Annotated in this window: 15 protein-coding genes; 6 read left to right on the top strand and 9 right to left on the bottom strand. The window is 66.7% G+C overall.

Annotated elements, in window-relative coordinates:
* Positions 1-42 precede the first annotated feature (42 nt).
* From Q9R30_RS12870 to mtrA, 3 genes are all read right to left on the bottom strand, one after another.
* On the bottom strand, positions 43-1,758 hold the full coding sequence (locus Q9R30_RS12870) for an LpqB family beta-propeller domain-containing protein (RefSeq protein WP_396136723.1): 1,716 nt from the start codon (positions 1,756-1,758) through the stop codon (positions 43-45).
* Positions 1,758-3,461, bottom strand: coding sequence for an MtrAB system histidine kinase MtrB (mtrB, locus tag Q9R30_RS12865; RefSeq protein ID WP_311217809.1), 1,704 nt, complete (start codon positions 3,459-3,461; stop codon positions 1,758-1,760). The genes Q9R30_RS12870 and mtrB overlap by 1 nt, the downstream gene beginning before the upstream one ends.
* Before the next feature lie 193 nt (positions 3,462-3,654).
* A complete protein-coding gene (mtrA, locus tag Q9R30_RS12860; RefSeq protein ID WP_104998452.1) occupies positions 3,655-4,329 on the bottom strand; it encodes an MtrAB system response regulator MtrA in 675 nt (224 codons plus the stop codon).
* Between the two features lie 604 nt (positions 4,330-4,933).
* Between mtrA and Q9R30_RS12855 the strand changes: the two genes are divergently transcribed.
* The 6 genes from Q9R30_RS12855 to Q9R30_RS12830 are packed head-to-tail and all read left to right on the top strand — an operon-like array spanning position 4,934 to position 10,887.
* Positions 4,934-5,959 carry a hypothetical protein gene (locus tag Q9R30_RS12855; RefSeq protein WP_199775251.1) on the top strand — a complete coding sequence of 342 codons (1,026 nt, stop codon included), beginning with the start codon at positions 4,934-4,936 and terminating at the stop codon, positions 5,957-5,959.
* A complete protein-coding gene (locus Q9R30_RS12850; RefSeq protein ID WP_104998453.1) occupies positions 5,949-6,638 on the top strand; it encodes a DUF4129 domain-containing protein in 690 nt (229 codons plus the stop codon). Before Q9R30_RS12855 ends, Q9R30_RS12850 begins: the two co-directional genes overlap by 11 nt.
* Positions 6,635-7,849, top strand: a complete 1,215-nt coding sequence (locus Q9R30_RS12845; protein ID WP_311217784.1) for a DUF4350 domain-containing protein — start codon at positions 6,635-6,637, stop codon at positions 7,847-7,849. Before Q9R30_RS12850 ends, Q9R30_RS12845 begins: the two co-directional genes overlap by 4 nt.
* Positions 7,846-8,841, top strand: coding sequence for a MoxR family ATPase (locus Q9R30_RS12840; protein ID WP_104998454.1), 996 nt, complete (start codon positions 7,846-7,848; stop codon positions 8,839-8,841). Before Q9R30_RS12845 ends, Q9R30_RS12840 begins: the two co-directional genes overlap by 4 nt.
* A complete protein-coding gene (locus Q9R30_RS12835; RefSeq protein ID WP_311217783.1) occupies positions 8,841-10,133 on the top strand; it encodes a DUF58 domain-containing protein in 1,293 nt (430 codons plus the stop codon). The genes Q9R30_RS12840 and Q9R30_RS12835 overlap by 1 nt, the downstream gene beginning before the upstream one ends.
* 40 nt (positions 10,134-10,173) lie before the next feature.
* Positions 10,174-10,887: a DUF4166 domain-containing protein gene (locus tag Q9R30_RS12830; protein ID WP_311217782.1), complete on the top strand. Its 714-nt coding sequence runs from the start codon at positions 10,174-10,176 to the stop codon at positions 10,885-10,887.
* A 6-nt stretch (positions 10,888-10,893) separates the two neighbouring features.
* Here Q9R30_RS12830 and Q9R30_RS12825 read toward each other — a convergent pair whose 3' ends face one another.
* The 6 genes from Q9R30_RS12825 to Q9R30_RS12800 form a co-directional block, all read right to left on the bottom strand.
* The gene (locus Q9R30_RS12825) at positions 10,894-11,925 is read right to left on the bottom strand and encodes a hypothetical protein (RefSeq protein ID WP_311217808.1); all 1,032 of its coding nucleotides are present in this window, start codon (positions 11,923-11,925) and stop codon (positions 10,894-10,896) included.
* 38 nt (positions 11,926-11,963) lie between these two features.
* Positions 11,964-12,371 carry a chorismate mutase gene (locus tag Q9R30_RS12820; protein WP_104998457.1) on the bottom strand — a complete coding sequence of 136 codons (408 nt, stop codon included), beginning with the start codon at positions 12,369-12,371 and terminating at the stop codon, positions 11,964-11,966.
* A gap of 107 nt (positions 12,372-12,478) precedes the next feature.
* Positions 12,479-14,203 (bottom strand): ABC transporter ATP-binding protein, encoded by a 1,725-nt coding sequence (locus Q9R30_RS12815; protein ID WP_104998458.1) that lies wholly within the window; start codon positions 14,201-14,203, stop codon positions 12,479-12,481.
* Positions 14,200-15,213 carry an ABC transporter permease gene (locus Q9R30_RS12810; RefSeq protein WP_311217781.1) on the bottom strand — a complete coding sequence of 338 codons (1,014 nt, stop codon included), beginning with the start codon at positions 15,211-15,213 and terminating at the stop codon, positions 14,200-14,202. The genes Q9R30_RS12815 and Q9R30_RS12810 overlap by 4 nt, the downstream gene beginning before the upstream one ends.
* Positions 15,214-15,215: 2 nt before the next feature.
* A complete protein-coding gene (locus Q9R30_RS12805) occupies positions 15,216-16,307 on the bottom strand; it encodes an ABC transporter permease (protein WP_157241750.1) in 1,092 nt (363 codons plus the stop codon).
* Positions 16,308-16,446: 139 nt separating this feature from the next.
* Positions 16,447-18,078: an ABC transporter substrate-binding protein gene (locus Q9R30_RS12800; protein ID WP_311217780.1), complete on the bottom strand. Its 1,632-nt coding sequence runs from the start codon at positions 18,076-18,078 to the stop codon at positions 16,447-16,449.
* Positions 18,079-18,266: the final 188 nt, after the last annotated feature.

The following is an 18,266-nucleotide window of genomic DNA, read 5'->3' as shown; positions in this document are numbered from 1 at the left end:
CTATGTGGACAGTGCCCCGACGGGCTCCTGCCTACCGCGTTCTCAGCCGGGAAATGCCGGATCGATCGGGCCCTTGATCTGCGGAGACCAGCCGTTGCCAAGCCGCTGGAAGATCCCTTCGGCGGACTGGGCATAGATTTCCTCGGACCCGTTGCCCGCGCTGAGGGCCACTAGGCCCGGCCACGGTGCCAGCTGCTGCGGCTGCCCGGAGGTGAGCGACAGCAGTTCCGGGGTGACGTTCTGCCCGGCAGATCCCTTCATCACGGCAACGGTTGTATCCGTGACCCAGACGCCCTGGTCCGGATCATTGCCAGTGGCCAGGGTAATCGGCGGTGTCAGCTCACGCGGCGTGCCGTCGGCGCCCCGGATAATTCCGGTCACCTGAACCCGGGTCTTGCCGTTCTGCTCCGAAATCACCAGCGCCCGGACCGCTTCCCTGGAAATCCGGAATTCCTTGACTGTCCTTCCGGCCAGCCACGCGGGCGACAGGGTGACGGTGGGGACGGCGGCGCCCTCCGCAATCCCGGCCGGGCGGAATGCCACAACTTCAGTGCCGCCCGTGGCACCCGGACCTGCCGACCAGACCCATTCACTGAGGCCGAAGGATGGCCGGCTCAGCGTGGTCCTCGTGGTCAGTGCCCGTGCGGGCTGCCCGGGACTGATGCTGTACAGCGTGGTGCGGCTTTCATTGAGGAAGGCGGCCGTCTGCGAAACCGGGGATTCCGCGGGGAACCGCGGGGTGAGCGATGACACGGGCTGCATGTCCGGAAGCGGCGAGACCCTGTTGTTTTCGTACCGCACCAGCTCGTTGCCGCTGATGGCAATCTGGCGGGACGGCACGCTCTTGTCCTGGACCGGCGGGAGGACGGCTCCGTTGTCCTCCACCCGCACCAAGTCCTGGTTGGCGCGGAGCTCGACATTGACGACGTCAGGCTGGCTGCGGAACGTCAGCGTCAGCTGCATCTGCATCCGGAGCCGGTCCTCCGGGGACGTCTCCATCAGTTCCTTGGCCGTCAGGTCCACCTGCGCAGCCCCCGAGACGACGGGAACCGATTCCCGAGCGAGCTTGATGCCGGAGGGGAACGCACTCGCCACCGCCCCGCGCAGGTACGGCGCAGGGCCCGCCAACAGCGCGCTGGTCATCGCCTTGACCGTCTTGTTCTTGATAAACCAGCGGACATCCGGGACAGCGAACGTGAAAGTGGGGTCGTAAAAGTAGATGGGGTAAGCCCCGTAAATCACTTTGAAGGTTTCCTCGGCGATGGCGGTGCCGTCAGGGAGGTTGGAAATCCGCCATTCACCGTCCACCTGGGTGAGAGTCACGGGAATATTCTCAATGGTTCCCTCCGGCGACTGGGTGGCGATGCCGTCCGCGTCCACGGTGTAGGCGACATCCAGCTCATAGTTGTAGACATTCTCGTTTCCCGTTGCCACCACCCGCGCCTCCCGGTAAACGAGCGCCCGCTGGTCCGGTTTCCAGGACACCGAGGAGGCCTGGGTCAGGTATTGGCGTGCCACAGCGTAGTCGTCCTCGTAGCCGCTGCCGGCCCGGTAGAAGTAATCGATGATGGTTTCCGGCAGGGCACCCGGTTGGGGAGCTGCCGGCAGAAACACCGGCGCGCTGACGTTCCCCGCGCTGCCTTCGCTGCTTTTCCCCACCGGCCCCGAGGTGGGAATACGGGCGCAGCCGGCCAGCAGTACCAGCAGGAGGACCAGCAGCGCAGCAGGCAGCTTCGCCCGGCTGCCGGCGCGACCCATCATTTTCCCTCCTTGGGGGACGATGCCGGAGCAAGCGACGTGGCCCCCGTTTCCAGGACCAGCATGTTCCTTGAGCCCGGCTCACCGGGAAGCGTGATGTCCTCGGGCTCCAGCTGGACCGGCGACTTGTCGATCTCTTCTCCTTGGCGGAGCGGCAGCGTCAGCCGGAAGTTGGCGCCGCTTCCCTTCTTGCCCCACGCCTGGAGCCAGCCGTTGTGCAGTTTGGTGTCCTCCATGGCAATGGACAGGCCAAGGCCGCTTCCGCCGGTAGTGCGCGCCCGCGCAGGGTCTGCCCGCCAGAAACGGTCAAAGACGCGCGCCGCTTCCGCGGGATCCATTCCGATCCCCTGGTCCCGGACGGCCACCCCGACGGCGGTCTGGCTGGCTGCCACGGTGATAGTGACGGGCTTACCTTCGCCGTGCTCCACGGCGTTGAGGATCAGGTTCCGCAGGATCCTGTCGATGCGCCGGGCATCCATTTCCACGATGACGGCACCCTCCGGTGCCCTGAGGACGATCTCGGAACCATATTCGGCAGCCACCGGGGCGGCACCCTCGATGGCGTGGGCGATCACCTGCAGGATGTCCTCCGCTTCCGCATCCAGTACCGCCACACCGGCGTCGAACCTGGAGATCTCCAGCAGGTCCGAGAGGAGCGACTGGAACCGCTCCACCTGGTTGTAGAGCAGTTCAGCCGAACGCTTGTTGATGGGGTCAAAATCGTGCCGGGCGTCGTACAGGACCTCCGCAGCCATCCGGACAGTGGTCAGCGGTGTCCGCAGCTCGTGGGAGACGTCGGAGACGAAGCGCTGCTGCATCTGGGAGAGGGTTGCCAGCTGGGTGATCTGTTCCTGGAGGCTGGCTGCCATGTGGTTGAAGGAGGCGCCGAGGCGGGCCACTTCATCTTCACCGCGGACCACCATCCGCTCCTGCAGCTGGCCCGCGGCGAGCTTCTCGGAGACCATGGCGGCGTGGCTGACCGGGCTGACCACGTTCCGAGTGACGTACCAGGCGACGGCTCCGATCAGGAGCACCAGCACCGCACCGCCCGCCCAGAGGACGCTCTGGATCTCGTCCAGCGTCTTCTGCGCGGTATTAAGGTCGTAAATAAGGTAGAGCTCGTAGACGGTGCCGTTGAAGGTCACTTTGTTGCCCACGGCAATGCCTGGCCGGTCCTCGGTGCCGACCGGGATGACCGTGGATGCCCAGTACTGGTCCTTCCCGGATTCCTGCACGGCCTTGCGAAGCTCCGGCGGAATGACGCTGACGGTCAACTGGTCGGAAGCCCGGGATTCGACCCAGCGGTTCCGCGGTTTTGTTTGTTCAGGCACCGCCTCGAAGACGTACCTGCGCTGGATGACCGACCCGCGGCCCTCCACAGCGTTCAGGGTGTCGTAGACGAGGGTGATCACGCTTGCCTGGTCGGTGACCTGCGCGCCGTCGAACGTGTCCTGCACCTGCTTTACGTTGTAGCGGGTCTCCGACTCGGCCTGCGTCAACCGCTCCTGGAAGAGGTTGTTGGCAATCTGGTTGGACAGGTACGCGCCCACCACCGCGAAGGAGGTGACGGCCAGGAGCAGTGTGGTGAGGACCGTCCGAAACTGCAGGGACCTGCGCCACCGGCGCTGAAGGGAGCGTCCGATGTACCGCAGTGCAGGAAGGAACCGGCGGACTCCGGTCTTGACCAGCCGCGCAACGCGCATGCTGACAATCAGGGACCGCCGCTGCCAGAGATGGGCGCGGAACGCCAGGCGCCGCAGGCGCAGGCTGATGTCGTCCCCGTGTTCGGGGGCAGGCGGCGGGCCGGTGCCGCTGTGATGCCCGGAAGTTCCCCCGGGGGCGGGGTTCGCTGAAGCGGGCACGCCCGTCCCGGGTGTACCGCCTTGCGCCGTGGGTTCAGGCTCCTGCTTTGTAGCCGACACCACGCACCGTCAATACGACTTCCGGAGCTTCCGGATCCTGCTCGATCTTGGAACGGAGGCGCTGGACATGGACGTTCACAAGGCGAGTATCGGCAGCGTGCCGGTAGCCCCAGACCTGCTCGAGCAGCAGTTCGCGGGTGAACACCTGCCAAGGTTTCCGGGCAAGGGCCACCAGGAGGTCAAACTCCAGGGGCGTCAGCGAGATCCGCTCATTGCCCCGGCTGACGGTGTGCCCGGCGACATCGATGGTGATGTCGGCGATGCGCAAGGTTTCGGGCGCTTTCTGGTCACCGGGGCGGAGCCGTGCGCGGACGCGGGCCACGAGTTCGGCCGGCTTGAACGGCTTGGGCACGTAGTCATCGGCGCCGGATTCGAGTCCCCGGACGACGTCGGACGTGTCCGACTTGGCAGTGAGCATGACGATCGGAACATCGGACTCAGCGCGGATTTGCCGGCAGACCTCGATGCCGTCCACACCGGGAAGCATGAGGTCCAGCAATACAAGGTCCGGCCGGGATGACCGGAAAACGTCCAGCGCCTGGGCGCCGTCCGCGCAGAAGACCGGCTCGAAGCCGTCGTTGCGGAGAACAATTCCAATCATTTCGGCCAGCGCTTCGTCATCGTCTACCACCAGAATGCGTGCCTTCATAGCTATATATTCCCTTATCAGGATGGCTTTGTCCTATTGGACACCCTCCGGCATGGCGGGGCGCTAGGATGCCCGACGCCGGAACTATAGGCTGGTGCCACGCCGGGCGTTTTGCAGCGCCGCGCCTGAGCCAATGGAGCGGGTGCCAGGCTGACGGCGCACTGGTACGGGGGAAGGAACATTGGTGTCACCACAGGATTCGGACTCGCAGGAGCCTCAGGACCGGGAGGCTGCCTGGCGGCACCCTTCCGGACAGCAACCGTCGGCACAGCAACCCCCGGCACAGCAACCCCCGGGGCAGAACCCGTGGGGGCCGCCGGCGGGGCAGCAATCCCCAAGCCAACAGACTCCAGGCCAGCAAACCCCAGGCTGGCAGACCGCAGGCTGGCAACAGGCTCCTCAGCAGCCGTGGGGGCCGCCGTCGTGGCAACAGCCCCCTGCGCAGCCGCCGTGGGGCCAGCCCGGTTCTGGCCACTCCGGGCCGCCGCAGCCCCGCTATCCAAACCAACTTCTTCCGAACCAGCAGTTTGGCCAGGCCTCTCCCCGGGGCCAGCAGCGGTATGCTGCTCCCCCGAAGCCGGGCATAGTCCCGCTGCGTCCCCTGATGTTCGGGGAGATCATGGACGGGTCCTTCCAGGTGATCCGGCGGAACGCAAAGGCCATGCTGGGCGCTTCGCTGCTGGCCCAATCCCTGGCCGCCGTCCTTACCGCTGTCCTCACTGCGGCCACTGCAACTTCGGCGGGCTCCATCGAAGCCTGGGCAAACAGCGCCAGTGAGGCCGATCTGACAGCCCTGGGCCTGGGATTCGTGGCCGCCATGCTGCTGGTCGTCGTCTTCACCCTCTTCATTGCCTCCGTCCTGCAGGGCGCCATGGTGGTGCCGGTGGCCCGGTCCATCCTCAACCGGCCCACCAGCTTCAAGCAGATGTGGTCCCTCGCCCGCCCTCGGGTCGGGGCGCTGATCCGGCTTGCTGCCCTGCTGATGACCGCCGGACTGCTGGCGATGCTTGTCCCCGCCGCGTTGGCCGTGGCGCTGATCGCAAGCATGGAAGGGGTGGGGATCCTGCTGCTCATCCCCCTGTTCCTCGGTTTCGTTGCCCTGTACGTATGGATTTACGTGAAGCTGATGGTGGCCCCGGCCGCGGTTGTCATTGAAGAGCTGGGTGCCCTGGACAGCCTCCGCCGCTCATGGGAACTCACCCGGTCCAACTGGTGGCGGATCCTGGGGATCACGCTCGTAGTGGGCATTCTGGTGGGCGTCGTCAGCCAGATCGTCATGATCCCGGCAGGCCTGCTGCCCCCGCTGGTGGCCAGTTACCTTTCCCCGCACGGCGGCAGTGGGCAGGAGGTGGCCATCGCCGTGGCGGTCGGAATCATCACCGCAATCCTCGGCGCGCTGGCCGGGGCCCTCGGCTACGCCTTACAGACGTCCGTGATGGCACTGATCTACATGGACCTCCGCATGAGGAAGGACGGGCTGGACCTCTCGCTGCTCCGCCAGATGGAGTCCGGAGCCGATCCGGACGGCATTCCGGGCAGGGTCCATGCGACGGGCGCGCAGGGCTGGAGCCAGGCTGGCTGGAGCCCCGGACCCGGACCCGTGGCAGGGGCATGGCCGGATGGCCGCTGAACCCCCGGTCCTGCCCGCGGCAGGGGAAGCCCGGCGGTGGGCGGCCGAGGAACTGGCCAAACCGGAGTACCGCGAAGCTGCTCCGGGCTGGCTTGAGGCGCTCTGGAAGGACTTCGTGGACTGGCTCCAGTCGCTGGACAGTTCCGCGGCCGACGGGAGCACAGTGCCCGGCCCGGTCATCGGGATCGTCGTCGCGGCGGTCATCGCCGCCGCCGTGATCATTGCCAAACCCCGGCTGAATCCTAAAGCGCGGCGGGCCAAGCAGGTCTTTGAGCCTGAAAGCGTGCTGACACCAGCGGACTACCGGCAGCGCGCCGAAACGTCCGCTGCGGCCGGGAAGTGGGGGGACGCCGTCGTCGACCGCTTCAGGGCGCTGGTCCGCTCTGCCGAAGACCGCACCATCCTCGATCCGCAGCCGGGACGGACGGCTGACGAAGTGGCCCGTGAACTTGCTGCACCGTTCCGTGCCGAAGCGGACCGGCTGGCCAAGGCGGCAGGGACCTTCGACGCCATCCGGTACGGGAACCGGACGGCGGACGCCGCCGACTACCAGGCAATGGCGAGCCTGGACCAGACCCTCGAAGCAATGAAGCCCGGCCGCACCCCCGCCCGGCAGGAGCAGGCCCCGCAGGAACGGGAACAGCAGGATTTCCTGCGGCACACGGCGGCGCGGCCATGACCGCCGTTGCTCCGGCGCCCTCAACCCGCCGGGTGCCTGAGCCCGGCGGCGCACCGGACAACGGCACAGGGAAAACCAAGGGCTTGTGGGGGTGGCTACGGCGGCACCGTGCCCTCGCGGCCGGGTGGGCCCTCGTGGCCGCCGCCCTGGCGCTGGTTCTCTGGGCGCAGCTGGCACCAAAAGGGGACGATGTTCCCCTGTCCCTCAACAACGCCGGCCCGGACGGTGCCCGGGCCGTCACGCAGATCCTGGCCAGGCACGGTGTCAAGGTCCACGCGGCGGGGAATTTCGAGACGGGCATGGCGGCGCTGAAGGCTGGAACTTCGCCGACTCTCCTGCTGTACGACAGGAGCGGCTTCCTCGACGAGCCGCGGCTCCGTGAACTGGCGGCGTCCGCGGAAAGGGTGGTGTTGGTTTCGCCCAGGCTGCAGACCCTGGCAGCGCTCAGCAGCAGCATCCGCCAGGCCGGGGTGGTGCCGGACGCCTCCTCCGCGCTGGATCCCGGGTGCAGCGTTCCTGACGCGGAAGCAGCCGGACCGGTGTCCGGCGAGTCAGGCTTCATTTACGACGGCGGGACCGCCTGTTACCGGCCAACCGGTTCTGCCGCCGGGGTGCTTACCGTGGAGGATGACGGGCGGCTCACTGTCCTGGGAAGCACCGGCATCCTCACAAATGAGCGGCTGGACGAACTCGGTCACGCGGCGCTTGCCATCCGCACCCTCGGCGCCTCCCCGGACCTGGTCTGGTACCTCCCCACCATCGAGGACCTGGAAACCGGCGGTTCCCCGCAGACCCTCGACGAACTTGCCCCGGGCTGGGCGCGTTTCCTCGGACCCTGGCTCGCCCTGGTGGCCGCGGCGGCAATAGCCTGGCGGGGCAGGCGCCTTGGCCCGCTGGTGTTTGAGCCCCTTCCCGTGGTGGTCAAAGCAGTGGAGACAGCAGATGGCAGGGCCCGGCTTTACCACGATTCCCACGCCGTGGACCAGGCCCGGGACAATCTCCGGGCCGGAACCCTGGTTCGGCTCTCAGGGCACCTGCGGCTGGGCGCCGCGGCCACGGCCGACCAGGTGGTCAACGCTGCAGCACGGCACCTCGGCCAGCCGGCCCGGCAGATACACCAACTCGTCAACGAACATCCCCGCACCGAGGCAAGGCTTGTTGCCTGGTCGCGGGACCTGGACAACCTAGAGAAAGAAGTCAAAGGACGATGAGCGAGCAAGGCAGCAGTCCCCGGGTCCTGGACCATATGGAACATGATTCCGCCCGGCAGGCCCTCATGGACGTGCGGCACGAGGTGGCAAAGGCCGTGGTGGGGCAGGACGCCACCGTTACGGGGCTGTTGATCGCGCTGCTCTCGCAGGGCCACGTGCTGCTGGAGGGTGTTCCGGGCGTCGCGAAAACCTTGGTGGTCCGCGCGCTGTCCGCTGCGCTGAGCCTGGACACCAAGCGCGTCCAGTTCACTCCGGACCTGATGCCGGGCGATATCACGGGCTCGCTGGTCTATGACTCGCACACCTCCGAATTCACCTTCCGGGAGGGGCCGGTCTTCACCAACATCCTGCTGGCGGACGAGATCAACCGGACGCCGCCCAAGACCCAGGCCTCCCTGCTCGAAGCCATGGAGGAACGGCAGGTGTCCGTGGACGGCGAGTCCCGGCCGCTGCCCGGTCCGTTCCTCGTTGCTGCCACCCAAAACCCGGTGGAGTATGAAGGCACCTATCCGCTGCCTGAGGCGCAGCTTGACCGGTTCCTGCTCAAGCTGACCATGCCGCTGCCGGGGCGCCAGGACGAAATGGAAGTCATCCGGCGCCACGCGGCGGGCTTCGACCCGAGGGACCTTAACGCTGCCGGCGTCCGCGCCGTGGCAGGCGCGGAGGACCTGGCGCGGGCGCGGCAGGCGGTGGCCTCCGTGGCGGTGGACCCTGAAGTCATCGCGTACATCGTGGACCTGGTGCGTGCCACCCGCTCGGCACCTTCATTCCTGCTTGGTGTCTCGCCCCGCGGCGCCACTGCCCTGCTGAACACCTCCCGGTCCTGGGCCTGGCTCTCCGGCCGAAGCTTCGTCACCCCCGACGACGTCAAGGCCCTGGCCCTCCCCTGCCTCCGGCACCGCGTGGCGCTCCAGCCTGAAGCCCAAATGGACGGAGTACAGGCGGACGACGTACTGGGCAGCATCCTGGCGTCCGTTCCCGTCCCCCGCTGATGGCCGTCTCCGGGCGTTTCGTGCTGCTGGTGCTGCTGGGCACGGTGCCGGTCCTGGCGTTGCCCAGCTGGGGAACGGTGCTGCTGGTGGCCGGGGCGCTGGCGGCCCTTGCCGCCGTCGACCTCCTGCTGGCGGCTTCCCTGCGCCCGGTGCACGTCCTGCGTTCCGAGCCCGGCAACGTCACGCTGCATGCGGGCGTGGACGCCGTGTTGAGGGTGCAGAACGACGGCGGCCGGCGGCTCCGCGGTGTCCTCCGCGACGCATGGCAGCCCTCCGCCGGGGCGCAGAATCCGGTCCAGGACATCGACGTCCCGGCCGGTGAGGGCAGGCGCGTGACTGTCCGGCTGCGGCCGGTCCGGCGGGGAGACCTGAAGGCTCCGCACGTCACGGTCCGCTCTTTCGGCCCGCTGCTGCTGGCAGCGCGGCAGCGGACCATTGACTGCCCCGGTTCGCTGCGGGTGCTGCCTCCATTCCATTCCCGGCGGCACCTGCCGTCAAAGCTGCGCAAACTGCGCGAGCTGGACGGCAAGGCAGCGGTGCAGATCCGCGGTGCGGGCACCGAGTTCGATTCACTGAGGGACTACGTCCGGGGCGACGACGTCCGGTCCATTGACTGGCGGGCCACCGCGCGCCGGTCAGCGGTGGTGGTGCGCACCTGGCGGCCTGAACGGGACCGGCGCGTGGTCATGGTCCTGGATACGTCACGGACGTCGGCGGCCAGGATCGACGACGAAACCCGCCTGGACACGGGCATGGAAGCGGCGCTCCTGCTGGGTGTGCTGGCAGAGCGGGGCGGGGACCGCGTGGACTTCCTGGCGTTTGACCGCCGCACCCGCGCCCGGGCGGGCTCTGCCGGGCAGGGAAACCTCCTGGGCCAGCTGGTCCAGGCGATGGCGCCGCTTGAGGCCGAACTCATCGAAATGGACTGGTCCGCGGTCCCGGCCCAGGTCCGCGCCGTTTCCGCGCACCGTTCGCTGGTGGTGCTGCTGACGTCGCTGGATAGCGGCGCACCCGAGGAAGGCATCCTTCCCGTCGCGGCACAGCTGGCCCGGCAGCACGTGGTGGTGGTGGCAGCCGTGCGGGACCCGCAGCTGGGTGCCATGCTCCAGGAACGCGACGACGCCGCCGGTGTATTCCGCGCCGCCGCCGCAGAGCGGGCGCTGCTGCAGCGCGCGGCCATCTGTACCGAGCTGCGGCAGTACGGCGTGGAAGTGGTGGACGCCGAACCGCACCAGCTGCCGCCAAAGCTGGCCGACATGTACATCAGGCTCAAGGCGGCCGGTACATTGTGAGGTCACAGCATCTTGTTCCCGCCCTCACGCAGGAGGCCCCATGAACGTTCCCATCTACCAGCAAGCGCTCGGCGCGGACTTTTCCCGGCTCCAGCCGGAGCTCCAGGACTACTTTTCCCTGGTTCCGGGGTCGGGCAGCTACGGAGTGGGGGAAGGGACCTTCGATGTCGTGGGCTGCCGGCAGGACTGGCTGCGTCCCCTGCTGCGGCTAACCAGCGGGGAGGAAGCATTCTTCCCCGAGTACGGCGAGAACATTCCTTTCCGGATTGAGAACCATGCCCACCAGGACCCCTTCGGCCGCTCCAGCCTGACAGCCCGCCGCGAAATCCGGTTCCCGGGCCGGACCCGGATCTTCCAGGACACCACCAGCGCGGCCCGCCGGGCCGGTGCATTCCGGCTGGTGGACTACGTGGGACGGTACCGGAGGCTGGTGACTGACCTGAACCTGAGTGTCACGCCGGAGGGCCGGCTTCGCGGCATCTCCGAAGCATCCCGGCTCTTCCTTGGCCCCGTCCGCATCCCCCTTCCCGCCGCCTTGGATGCCAAAGCATACGCGGAGCAGTGGTGGGACCCGGCCGAAGGCGCAGCGGGCAAGCACCGGATCCAGGTGAAGGTGATCCAGCCGCAGATCGGCCTGGTGCTGGTGTATGCCGGCAGCTTCGACTACAGGCTGCGCCCCTATACCGGCGGCAGTTCGGCCCTGAGTTTCCTCCCGCGCTACGCGCAGCCGGACCGCTGGGAAAACCGGGTCTGACCCCCGCTATCCCAGCGCCAGCTGGTTCAGCCCATCGGCCACCTGGGTGAGGCGGCCAAGGACCGCCGTGGCCTGGGCCGGAGTGCCACCGGAGAGTCCCTGCGAGGGGGTGATCCGGACGGTGCCAAGCGCTGTTGCTGGCAGTCCCAGCTGGCGCCAGGGGCGCCACACGGCCTCGACGCAGTCCGATACCTTTGGCAGGGACTTTCCCGCAGTTTCCAGCGCGCCGATCCACAGGCGCTTGTCCGCCTCCACCGCTCCGGCCAACTGTTCCCACTGCCGGGAGGTCAGGGCGTTTAACGGAACAGCAATGCCGTCGGCTCCTGCCGCGAGGATCTGTTCGAAGGGCGCCTCGATCGCCGGCACGGCTATGACGACTTCGGCCGCGCCGGATGCGCGCAGTGCGTCCAGGACCATCCGCCACGATTCCCGTGCTTCGGAGGCGGCCACCGAACGCAGGGTGCGGTAGCCGCTGGAGGTGGGGATGGTGCCGGCCAGCACAGCGGCGATGTCCGGTTCGTCCACCTGGACCACCAGCCGGGCGCCCGGCACCGCAGCGGCAACCCGCGAAAGGTACCGTCCCACACCGGCGGCGAGGGAAGCCGCAAGATCCCGCCGGGCCCCGTAGTCGATGAGTGCCCGTTCGCCGTTGTGCAGGTGGAGCCCGGCCGCGAGGCTCAGCGGCCCCACCAGCTGCACCTTAATTTCGGTTGCCGGGTTTTCCTCGGCTCCGGCCACATCCGCCAGGACATTGATGTCCGTGGCAAGGGCGGAAGCCGCACGCCGGAAGTCCTTGCCGGGACGGTCCACGAGGCGCCAGCCATACGGCTGGACGTCGACTGCCAGCTCCTCCAGGAGACAGGCAGTGCGCCCCAGGGCGTCAGAGCCGACACCCCTGTCCGGCAGTTCGGCGAGGAACGGCATGTGGGGGCTCCCCAGCTCGCCGCGGATGATTTTTGCCGCTTCCACCGGATCTTCGCCCGGCCAGGGGCCCAGCGCGGTGGCCGTTACCTCACGCGTCAGCGCCTCGTTCCCCAGTCCGTTGCTGGAACCGGCCTGGCGCCGTCCGTCCCCGCTCACGCGCGTGCTGGTGCCTGCGGCTGCTGTCCGGAGGCCGCCTCGTGGTCTTCGGCGATCGCTTCGTGATGCCTGATGACCTCGCCGATGATGAAATTCAGGAACTTTTCCGCGAACGCAGGATCGAGGTGGGCGTCCTCGGCCAGCCTGCGCAGCCTGGCGATCTGGGCTGCTTCACGGCCGGGATCGCCGGCGGGGAGCCGGTGGGCTGCCTTGAGGAACCCCACCTTTTGGGTGGCCTTGAAGCGCTCCGCCAGCAGATAGACCAGGGTTGCGTCGATGTTGTCGATGCTGGAACGGATGGACAGCAGCTCAGCCATCACCGAGTTGTCCACCTGGCCGGCCAAGGAACTGGCGGAGGGGTCGTAGTCTTCGGAATCAGGAGAGTGGGGGTTGTGCTGCGTCATGGCTCAAGTCTATGGGAGCGCACACGGATAGCCGGGGTGTTAAGCGCCGGCGCCGCAACCGGCACCGGCGCCTGCCACATACAAGTGGGCCCCCGGTCCGCAACCCATCAGATGCCGAGCAGTGCCCGGTGTTCCTCCCGGCGCCGTGCCTGTTCCTCCGGGTCCGGCACCGGCAGTGACGCGATGAGCCGCCGGGTGTAGTCATGCTGCGGGTTCCCCATCACCTGGTTCCCGATTCCCTGCTCCACCAGCCTGCCCTTATAGAGCACGCCCACCCAGGAGGACAGCGTGTCCACGACGGCCAGGTCGTGGCTGATGAACAGGCAGGCAAAACCGAACTCCCGCTGGATGTCCTTGAACAGCTCCAGGACCTTCGCCTGCACCGAAACATCCAAGGCCGACGTCGGCTCGTCCGCTATCAGCAGGCGGGGGTTCAGGCTGAGTGCCCGGGCGAGGGACGCACGCTGCCGCTGCCCGCCGGACAGTTCGTGCGGATAGCGTCCCGCATACGACGCCGGCAGCTGGACTGATTCGAGCAGCTCACCGACGCGCTTGCGCAACTGGGCCGGGCTTGGCTTCGTGTGGATGACCATGGGTTCGGCAATGCAGTCCCCGATGGTCAGCTGCGGGTTGAAGGACGCTGCCGGGTCCTGGAACACGAAGCCGATGTCCTTCCGGAGCGGCTTGAAGGTGCGTTCCCTAAGGTTCAGCATCTCGTAGCCCAGCACCTTGAGGCTGCCGCCGGTGGTCCTGTTGAGGCCGGCGATTGCGCGGCCGATGGTGGTCTTCCCCGATCCGGACTCCCCCACCAGCCCGAAGACCTCGCCCCTGGACAGGGTGAAACTGACGCCATCCACAGCCTTGAACGCCGGCGTTCCCAGCCTGCCGGGGTATTCGATGGTGAGGTTCCTGGCCTCCACCAGGACTTCCTCATCCTGGTGGGCCCGCCCTGTCAGGCCCTCCGACGCCGAGTTGTGACCCAGGTGCGGCACGGCCGCGAGCAGTTTCCGGGTGTAGTCCTGCTTGGGTTCAGCGAACAAGGTGCGGGCCGGCGCCTCCTCCACGACATCGCCCTGGTACATGACCACAACGCGGTCGGCAAGGTCCGCCACCACCCCCATGTTGTGGGTGATGAGCACAATGGACGTGCCGTACTTGTCCCGCAGGTCCCGCAGCAATTCCAGGATCTCTGCCTGGACCGTGACATCGAGGGCCGTAGTTGGCTCGTCGGCGACGATCAGCTCCGGATTCAGCGCCAGCGCCGCGGCGATGACCACCCGCTGCTTCTGTCCTCCCGAGAACTGGTGGGGGTAGTAGTTGACGCGGTGTTCGGGGTCGGGGATGCCCACCTTGCGGAGCGCGTCGATGGCGCGGGACCTGGCATCCCTGGCCGAAACCCGCTTTCCGCCGCTGCCGGCGTGTGCGCGAATGCCTTCGGCGATCTGCCAGCCCACGGTGAACACCGGGTTCAGGGCCGTTGAAGGTTCCTGGAACACCATGGCTACGTCGCGGCCCCGGATCTGGCGCAGTGTGGCGGCACTGACGCTGATCACGTCAGCGCCGTTGATCACCACTGCCCCGGAACTGCTGGCTGTTTCCGGAAGCAGGCCCAGGATGGTCTTGGCGGTCACCGTCTTGCCGGACCCCGATTCCCCCACGATGGCCAGCACTTCCCCCTTCCGGACCTCCAGGCTGACGTCCTTGACGGCATGGACCGGGCCGCCGTCGGTGGCGAAGGTGACCTGGAGGTGGTCGATGTCAAGGACCGGACGGCCGCCGCCGGACTCGTGGCCGGAGCCGGCCCCGGACGACGGATCGATGTTGACGGTCATGATGCCCTCACTTCTGTTGCGATGGCGGCGGTGTCCACCGGCGCGGGCGAACTGCCGCCCGTGCTCTTGCGGCCCCGGAGCCGCGGATCGTTCAGGTCGTTGATGCTCTCGCCCACCAGGGTCAGGCCCACCACGGTGAGTACAATCGCCAGGCCCGGGAACAGGCCGGTCCACCAGATGCCGGAGGTGGTGTCGGCGAGCGCCTTGTTGAGGTCGAAGCCCCATTCAGCCGCCGAGCTCGGCTCGATGCCGAAGCCCAGGAACCCCAGCCCGGCTAGGGTCAGGATGGCCTCGGAAGCGTTGAGGGTGAAGATCAGCGGCAGGGTGCGGGTGGCGTTGCGGTAGATATGGCGGGTCATGATGCGGATGTTGGAAGCGCCCACCACTTTGGCCGACTCCACGAACGGCTCGGCCTTGAGCCGGACCGTCTCCGCCCTGATCACCCGGAAATACTGCGGAATGAACACCAGTGTGATCGCGGTGCCGGCAGCGAAGATGCCGCCAAGCAGGCTGGACTGGCCGCCGCTGATGACAATGGCCATGACAATGGCAACCAGCAGGGACGGAAAAGCGTACACGGCGTCGGCGATGACCACAAGGATCCGGTCGAGCCACCCGCCAAGGTAGCCGCTGACGAGGCCGAGGGCAACACCCAGGACGATGGACATGGCAACGGCGACCACGATCACCAGGATGGCCGTCTGCGCTCCCCAGACGACACGGGACAGGACGTCGTAACCGCCCACGGTTGTGCCCAGAAGATGCTTGCCTCCGGGGGCCTCCTGCGTGGGGAAGTTGCCGTCGGCGTCGGAAAGCTGGGAGAAGCCGTAGGGTGCCAGCAGCGGCGCGAAGAGCGCTGTCAGGACGAAGATGCCGGTGAGGATCAGGCCGGCCACCAGCATGCCGCGCTGGAGGCCCACGCTCTTGTTGAAGTGGGAAACCACCGGCAGGCGCCGGTACCAGGGTGCCCTGGGATTTTCCATGGGGACGGGAACAGTCGGGATGTTCATGCTCAGTACCTCACGCGGGGATCGATCAGCGCGGCAATAATGTCCACGATGAAGTTGGTCATGGCCACGATGATGGCGAGCAGGACCACGATTCCCTGCACAGCCACGAAGTCCCGCGCGGTGAGGTAGTTGGCCAGCTGGAATCCCAGGCCTTTCCATTCGAACGTCTTCTCGGTCAGTACCGCGCCGCCAAGCATGACGGCTATCTGCAAGCCCATCACCGTGATGATGGGGATGAGCGCTGGCTTGTAGGCGTGCTTGGTGACCAGGCGGTATTCGCTGACTCCCCTGGACCGCCCCGCCTCTATGTAGTCCCTGCCCAGGGTGCCGATGACGTTGGTCCGGACCAGGCGGAGGAAGATCCCTGCCGTCAGCAGTCCCAGTGCCACCGCAGGCAGGACCGCATGCGCCAGGACGTCTCCGAGCGCGGCCATGTTGCCGCTCCGCAGGGCATCGAGCCAATAGATCCCGGTGGGGGCCTGGAGCGAGGTCAGGGCGAGTTCGCTGGAGGTCTTGGCCCGCCCGGCCACCGGCAGCCACCCGAGCCAGACAGAGAAGGTCAGCTTCAGGAGCATGCCGGCGAAGAACACGGGCGTTGCGTAGCAAAGAATGGCGAAAACCCGCAGGACGGCGTCCGGCGCCTTGTCCCGGCGGTGGGCCGCCACCATGCCCAGGGGGATGCCCACCAGGAGGGCAACGAGGAGTGCGTTGATGCTCAGTTCCAGGGTGGCTGAGCCGTACGTGGTCAGCATTTCGACGACGGCACGGTTGTCCGTGAGCGTGCGGCCGAAGTTGCCGGTGGCCAGCTGGCCGAGGTACTCGAAGTACTGGACCAGGATGGGCCGGTCATAGCCGGCAGCCTGGATCCGCGCCTGGAGCTGGTCCTCGGGCAGGCGGCCGCCCATGGCCGCGGTGATAGGGTCCCCCGTGATCCGCATCAGGAAGAAGACCATGGTCACCAGAATGAAGATGGTGGGGAAAATCAGCAGGAAACGGATCAGGATGTATTGTCCCAGTCCCCCGCCGGAGGACTTCTTGGCGGCCGGAAGCAGTCCGTCCGCGTCTGTTGGCGGCGCGTCGATCAATGTAGTCATGGTGCCTCAGGTTGTTGTTGCGGTGCCTGCGGTGGGCATGCACCCGGTTCCCGACCAGCAGAGGGGGCGGGGCACGCGCACCTGAGCAGGCGCACCGTGTCCCGCCCCCTCTTAGGCCGGAGCCGGATTGTTCGGGGGCCTACTTGGACATCACGCCAAGACGGGTCTTGAACGACGCGTCCAGGGTCTTCTCGATTCCTTTGACATCCGTGCCGGCCACCATGACCTGGGCGCCCTGCAGCAGCGGAAGCGTTGAGAGGTCCTTTGCGATGGCCTCCTGGGCCTGGCCCAGGAGATCGCTGCGTTCCGCCTTGTCCGTGGTGACGAGCTGCTTCTTGACGATCTCCGTGACTGCGGGATTTTCGTAGTGGTTGCCGAGGAAGTTGCCCGGAATGAAGAACGGGGTCAGGTAGTTGTCCGCGTCCGAGTAGTCCGGGAACCAGCCCAGCTGGTAGACAGGGTAGGCGTCCGCACGGCGCTCCTTGGTGTACGTAGTCCATTCCGTGGACTTCAGGTCAACGGTGAAGAGACCGGACTTCTCGAGCTGCTCCTTGACCAGCGCGTACTCGTCGGCAGCTGAGGTACCGTAGCGGTCCGTGTACTGCAGTTTCAGGTCCACCACGGAGGTGACGCCGGCGTCAGCCAGTACCTTCTTGGCCTTGTCTACGCTTGGCTTGCCGTTTCCGTCGCCGTACAGGCTCTTCAGCGGTTCCGCTGCTCCTTCGAATTCCTTGGGGACGTAGGAATAGACAGGGGTGTAGGTGTTCTTGAAGACCTGGGAAGCGATAACGTCGCGGTCAACGAGGTGTGCTATCGCCTGGCGCACGGCCCGCGACTTCGCGGGGTCGGCTTCGGGAGTCTTCGCGCCGAACGGCATGGTGTCGAAGTTGAAGACCATGTAGCGCAGTTCCCCGCCGGGGCCCTTGTGGACCTTGACCTTGGAGTCCTTTTCCAGGTCGGCCACGTCGGTTGCCGTGAGGATGCGGCCTGCAACGTCAATGTTGCCCTGCTGGACGTCGAGTTTCAGGTTGTTCGGGTCCGCGTAGTGCTTGAGCGTGGCGCCGCCGTTGGCTGCCTTGCCAAGGAGGCCCTGGTAGTCCGGGTTGGGCTTGAAGCTGACCAGTTCGTTCTTTTTGTAGCTTTCAATGGTGTACTGGCCGGCGAAGGGCTTTGCGGCGACGATAGCGTCGTCGTCCATGATCTTGTCCGCCGGAAAGACCTGCTCGTCCACGATCGGCCCGGGGTTCGAGGCCAGGACGCCAGGGAACACCTGGTCATTTCCGGCCGCAAGGGTGAACACCACGGTGTTGGGGTCCGTCGCCTCGATTTTTTCCATGTTCGAAAGCAGTGAGGCCGGGCCGTTGGGATCGTCAATGGCCTTGACCCGCTTGAAGGAGAACACCACGTCCGAGGAATCCAGCGTATTGCCGTTGGCGAACTTCAGGCCGGGCTTCAGCTTCACCGTGTACTCGGTGGAGCTGGTGAAGGAGGCGGACTCGGCGATGTCCGGCGCGGCGTCGGCAGTTCCGGGCTTGTAGTTGAGCAGGAACGGGTAGATCTGGTTCATCACCATGAAGGATCCGCCGTCATAGGATCCGGCGGGATCGAGGGTGACCACCTTGTCCGTGGTGCCGTAGGTGATGGCACCGCCCCCTGGCTCGCCGGTTGAGGTTCCGCCGCCGCCTGAGGGGCCCGTGCAGGCAGTCAGTGCGAGTGCGGAGATGCCTGCGAGCGCGATTGCGCCATGCAGTGCTTTGTTGCTCTTCGTCATCCGTGAACTTTCTGTTCGATGAGTGCGCGCCCGCCGACCGCTGATGGGTACGTGTGTCCAGGCGGAAGCGCGCGGTGCTGATGGCTAGATTCAATCAGAGAGTCAACCCTCAGACGCGGCTATTTTGTGAGTTGAGACACAAAATTTACCTGAATGGGCCGCTCCCGCCATGGCGCACACAAGAAAGA

The sequence above is a fragment of the Arthrobacter sp. AB6 genome (assembly GCF_031844545.1).
Lineage (GTDB): Bacteria > Actinomycetota > Actinomycetes > Actinomycetales > Micrococcaceae > Arthrobacter.
This window is presented reverse-complemented; position numbering and strand designations above follow the sequence as displayed.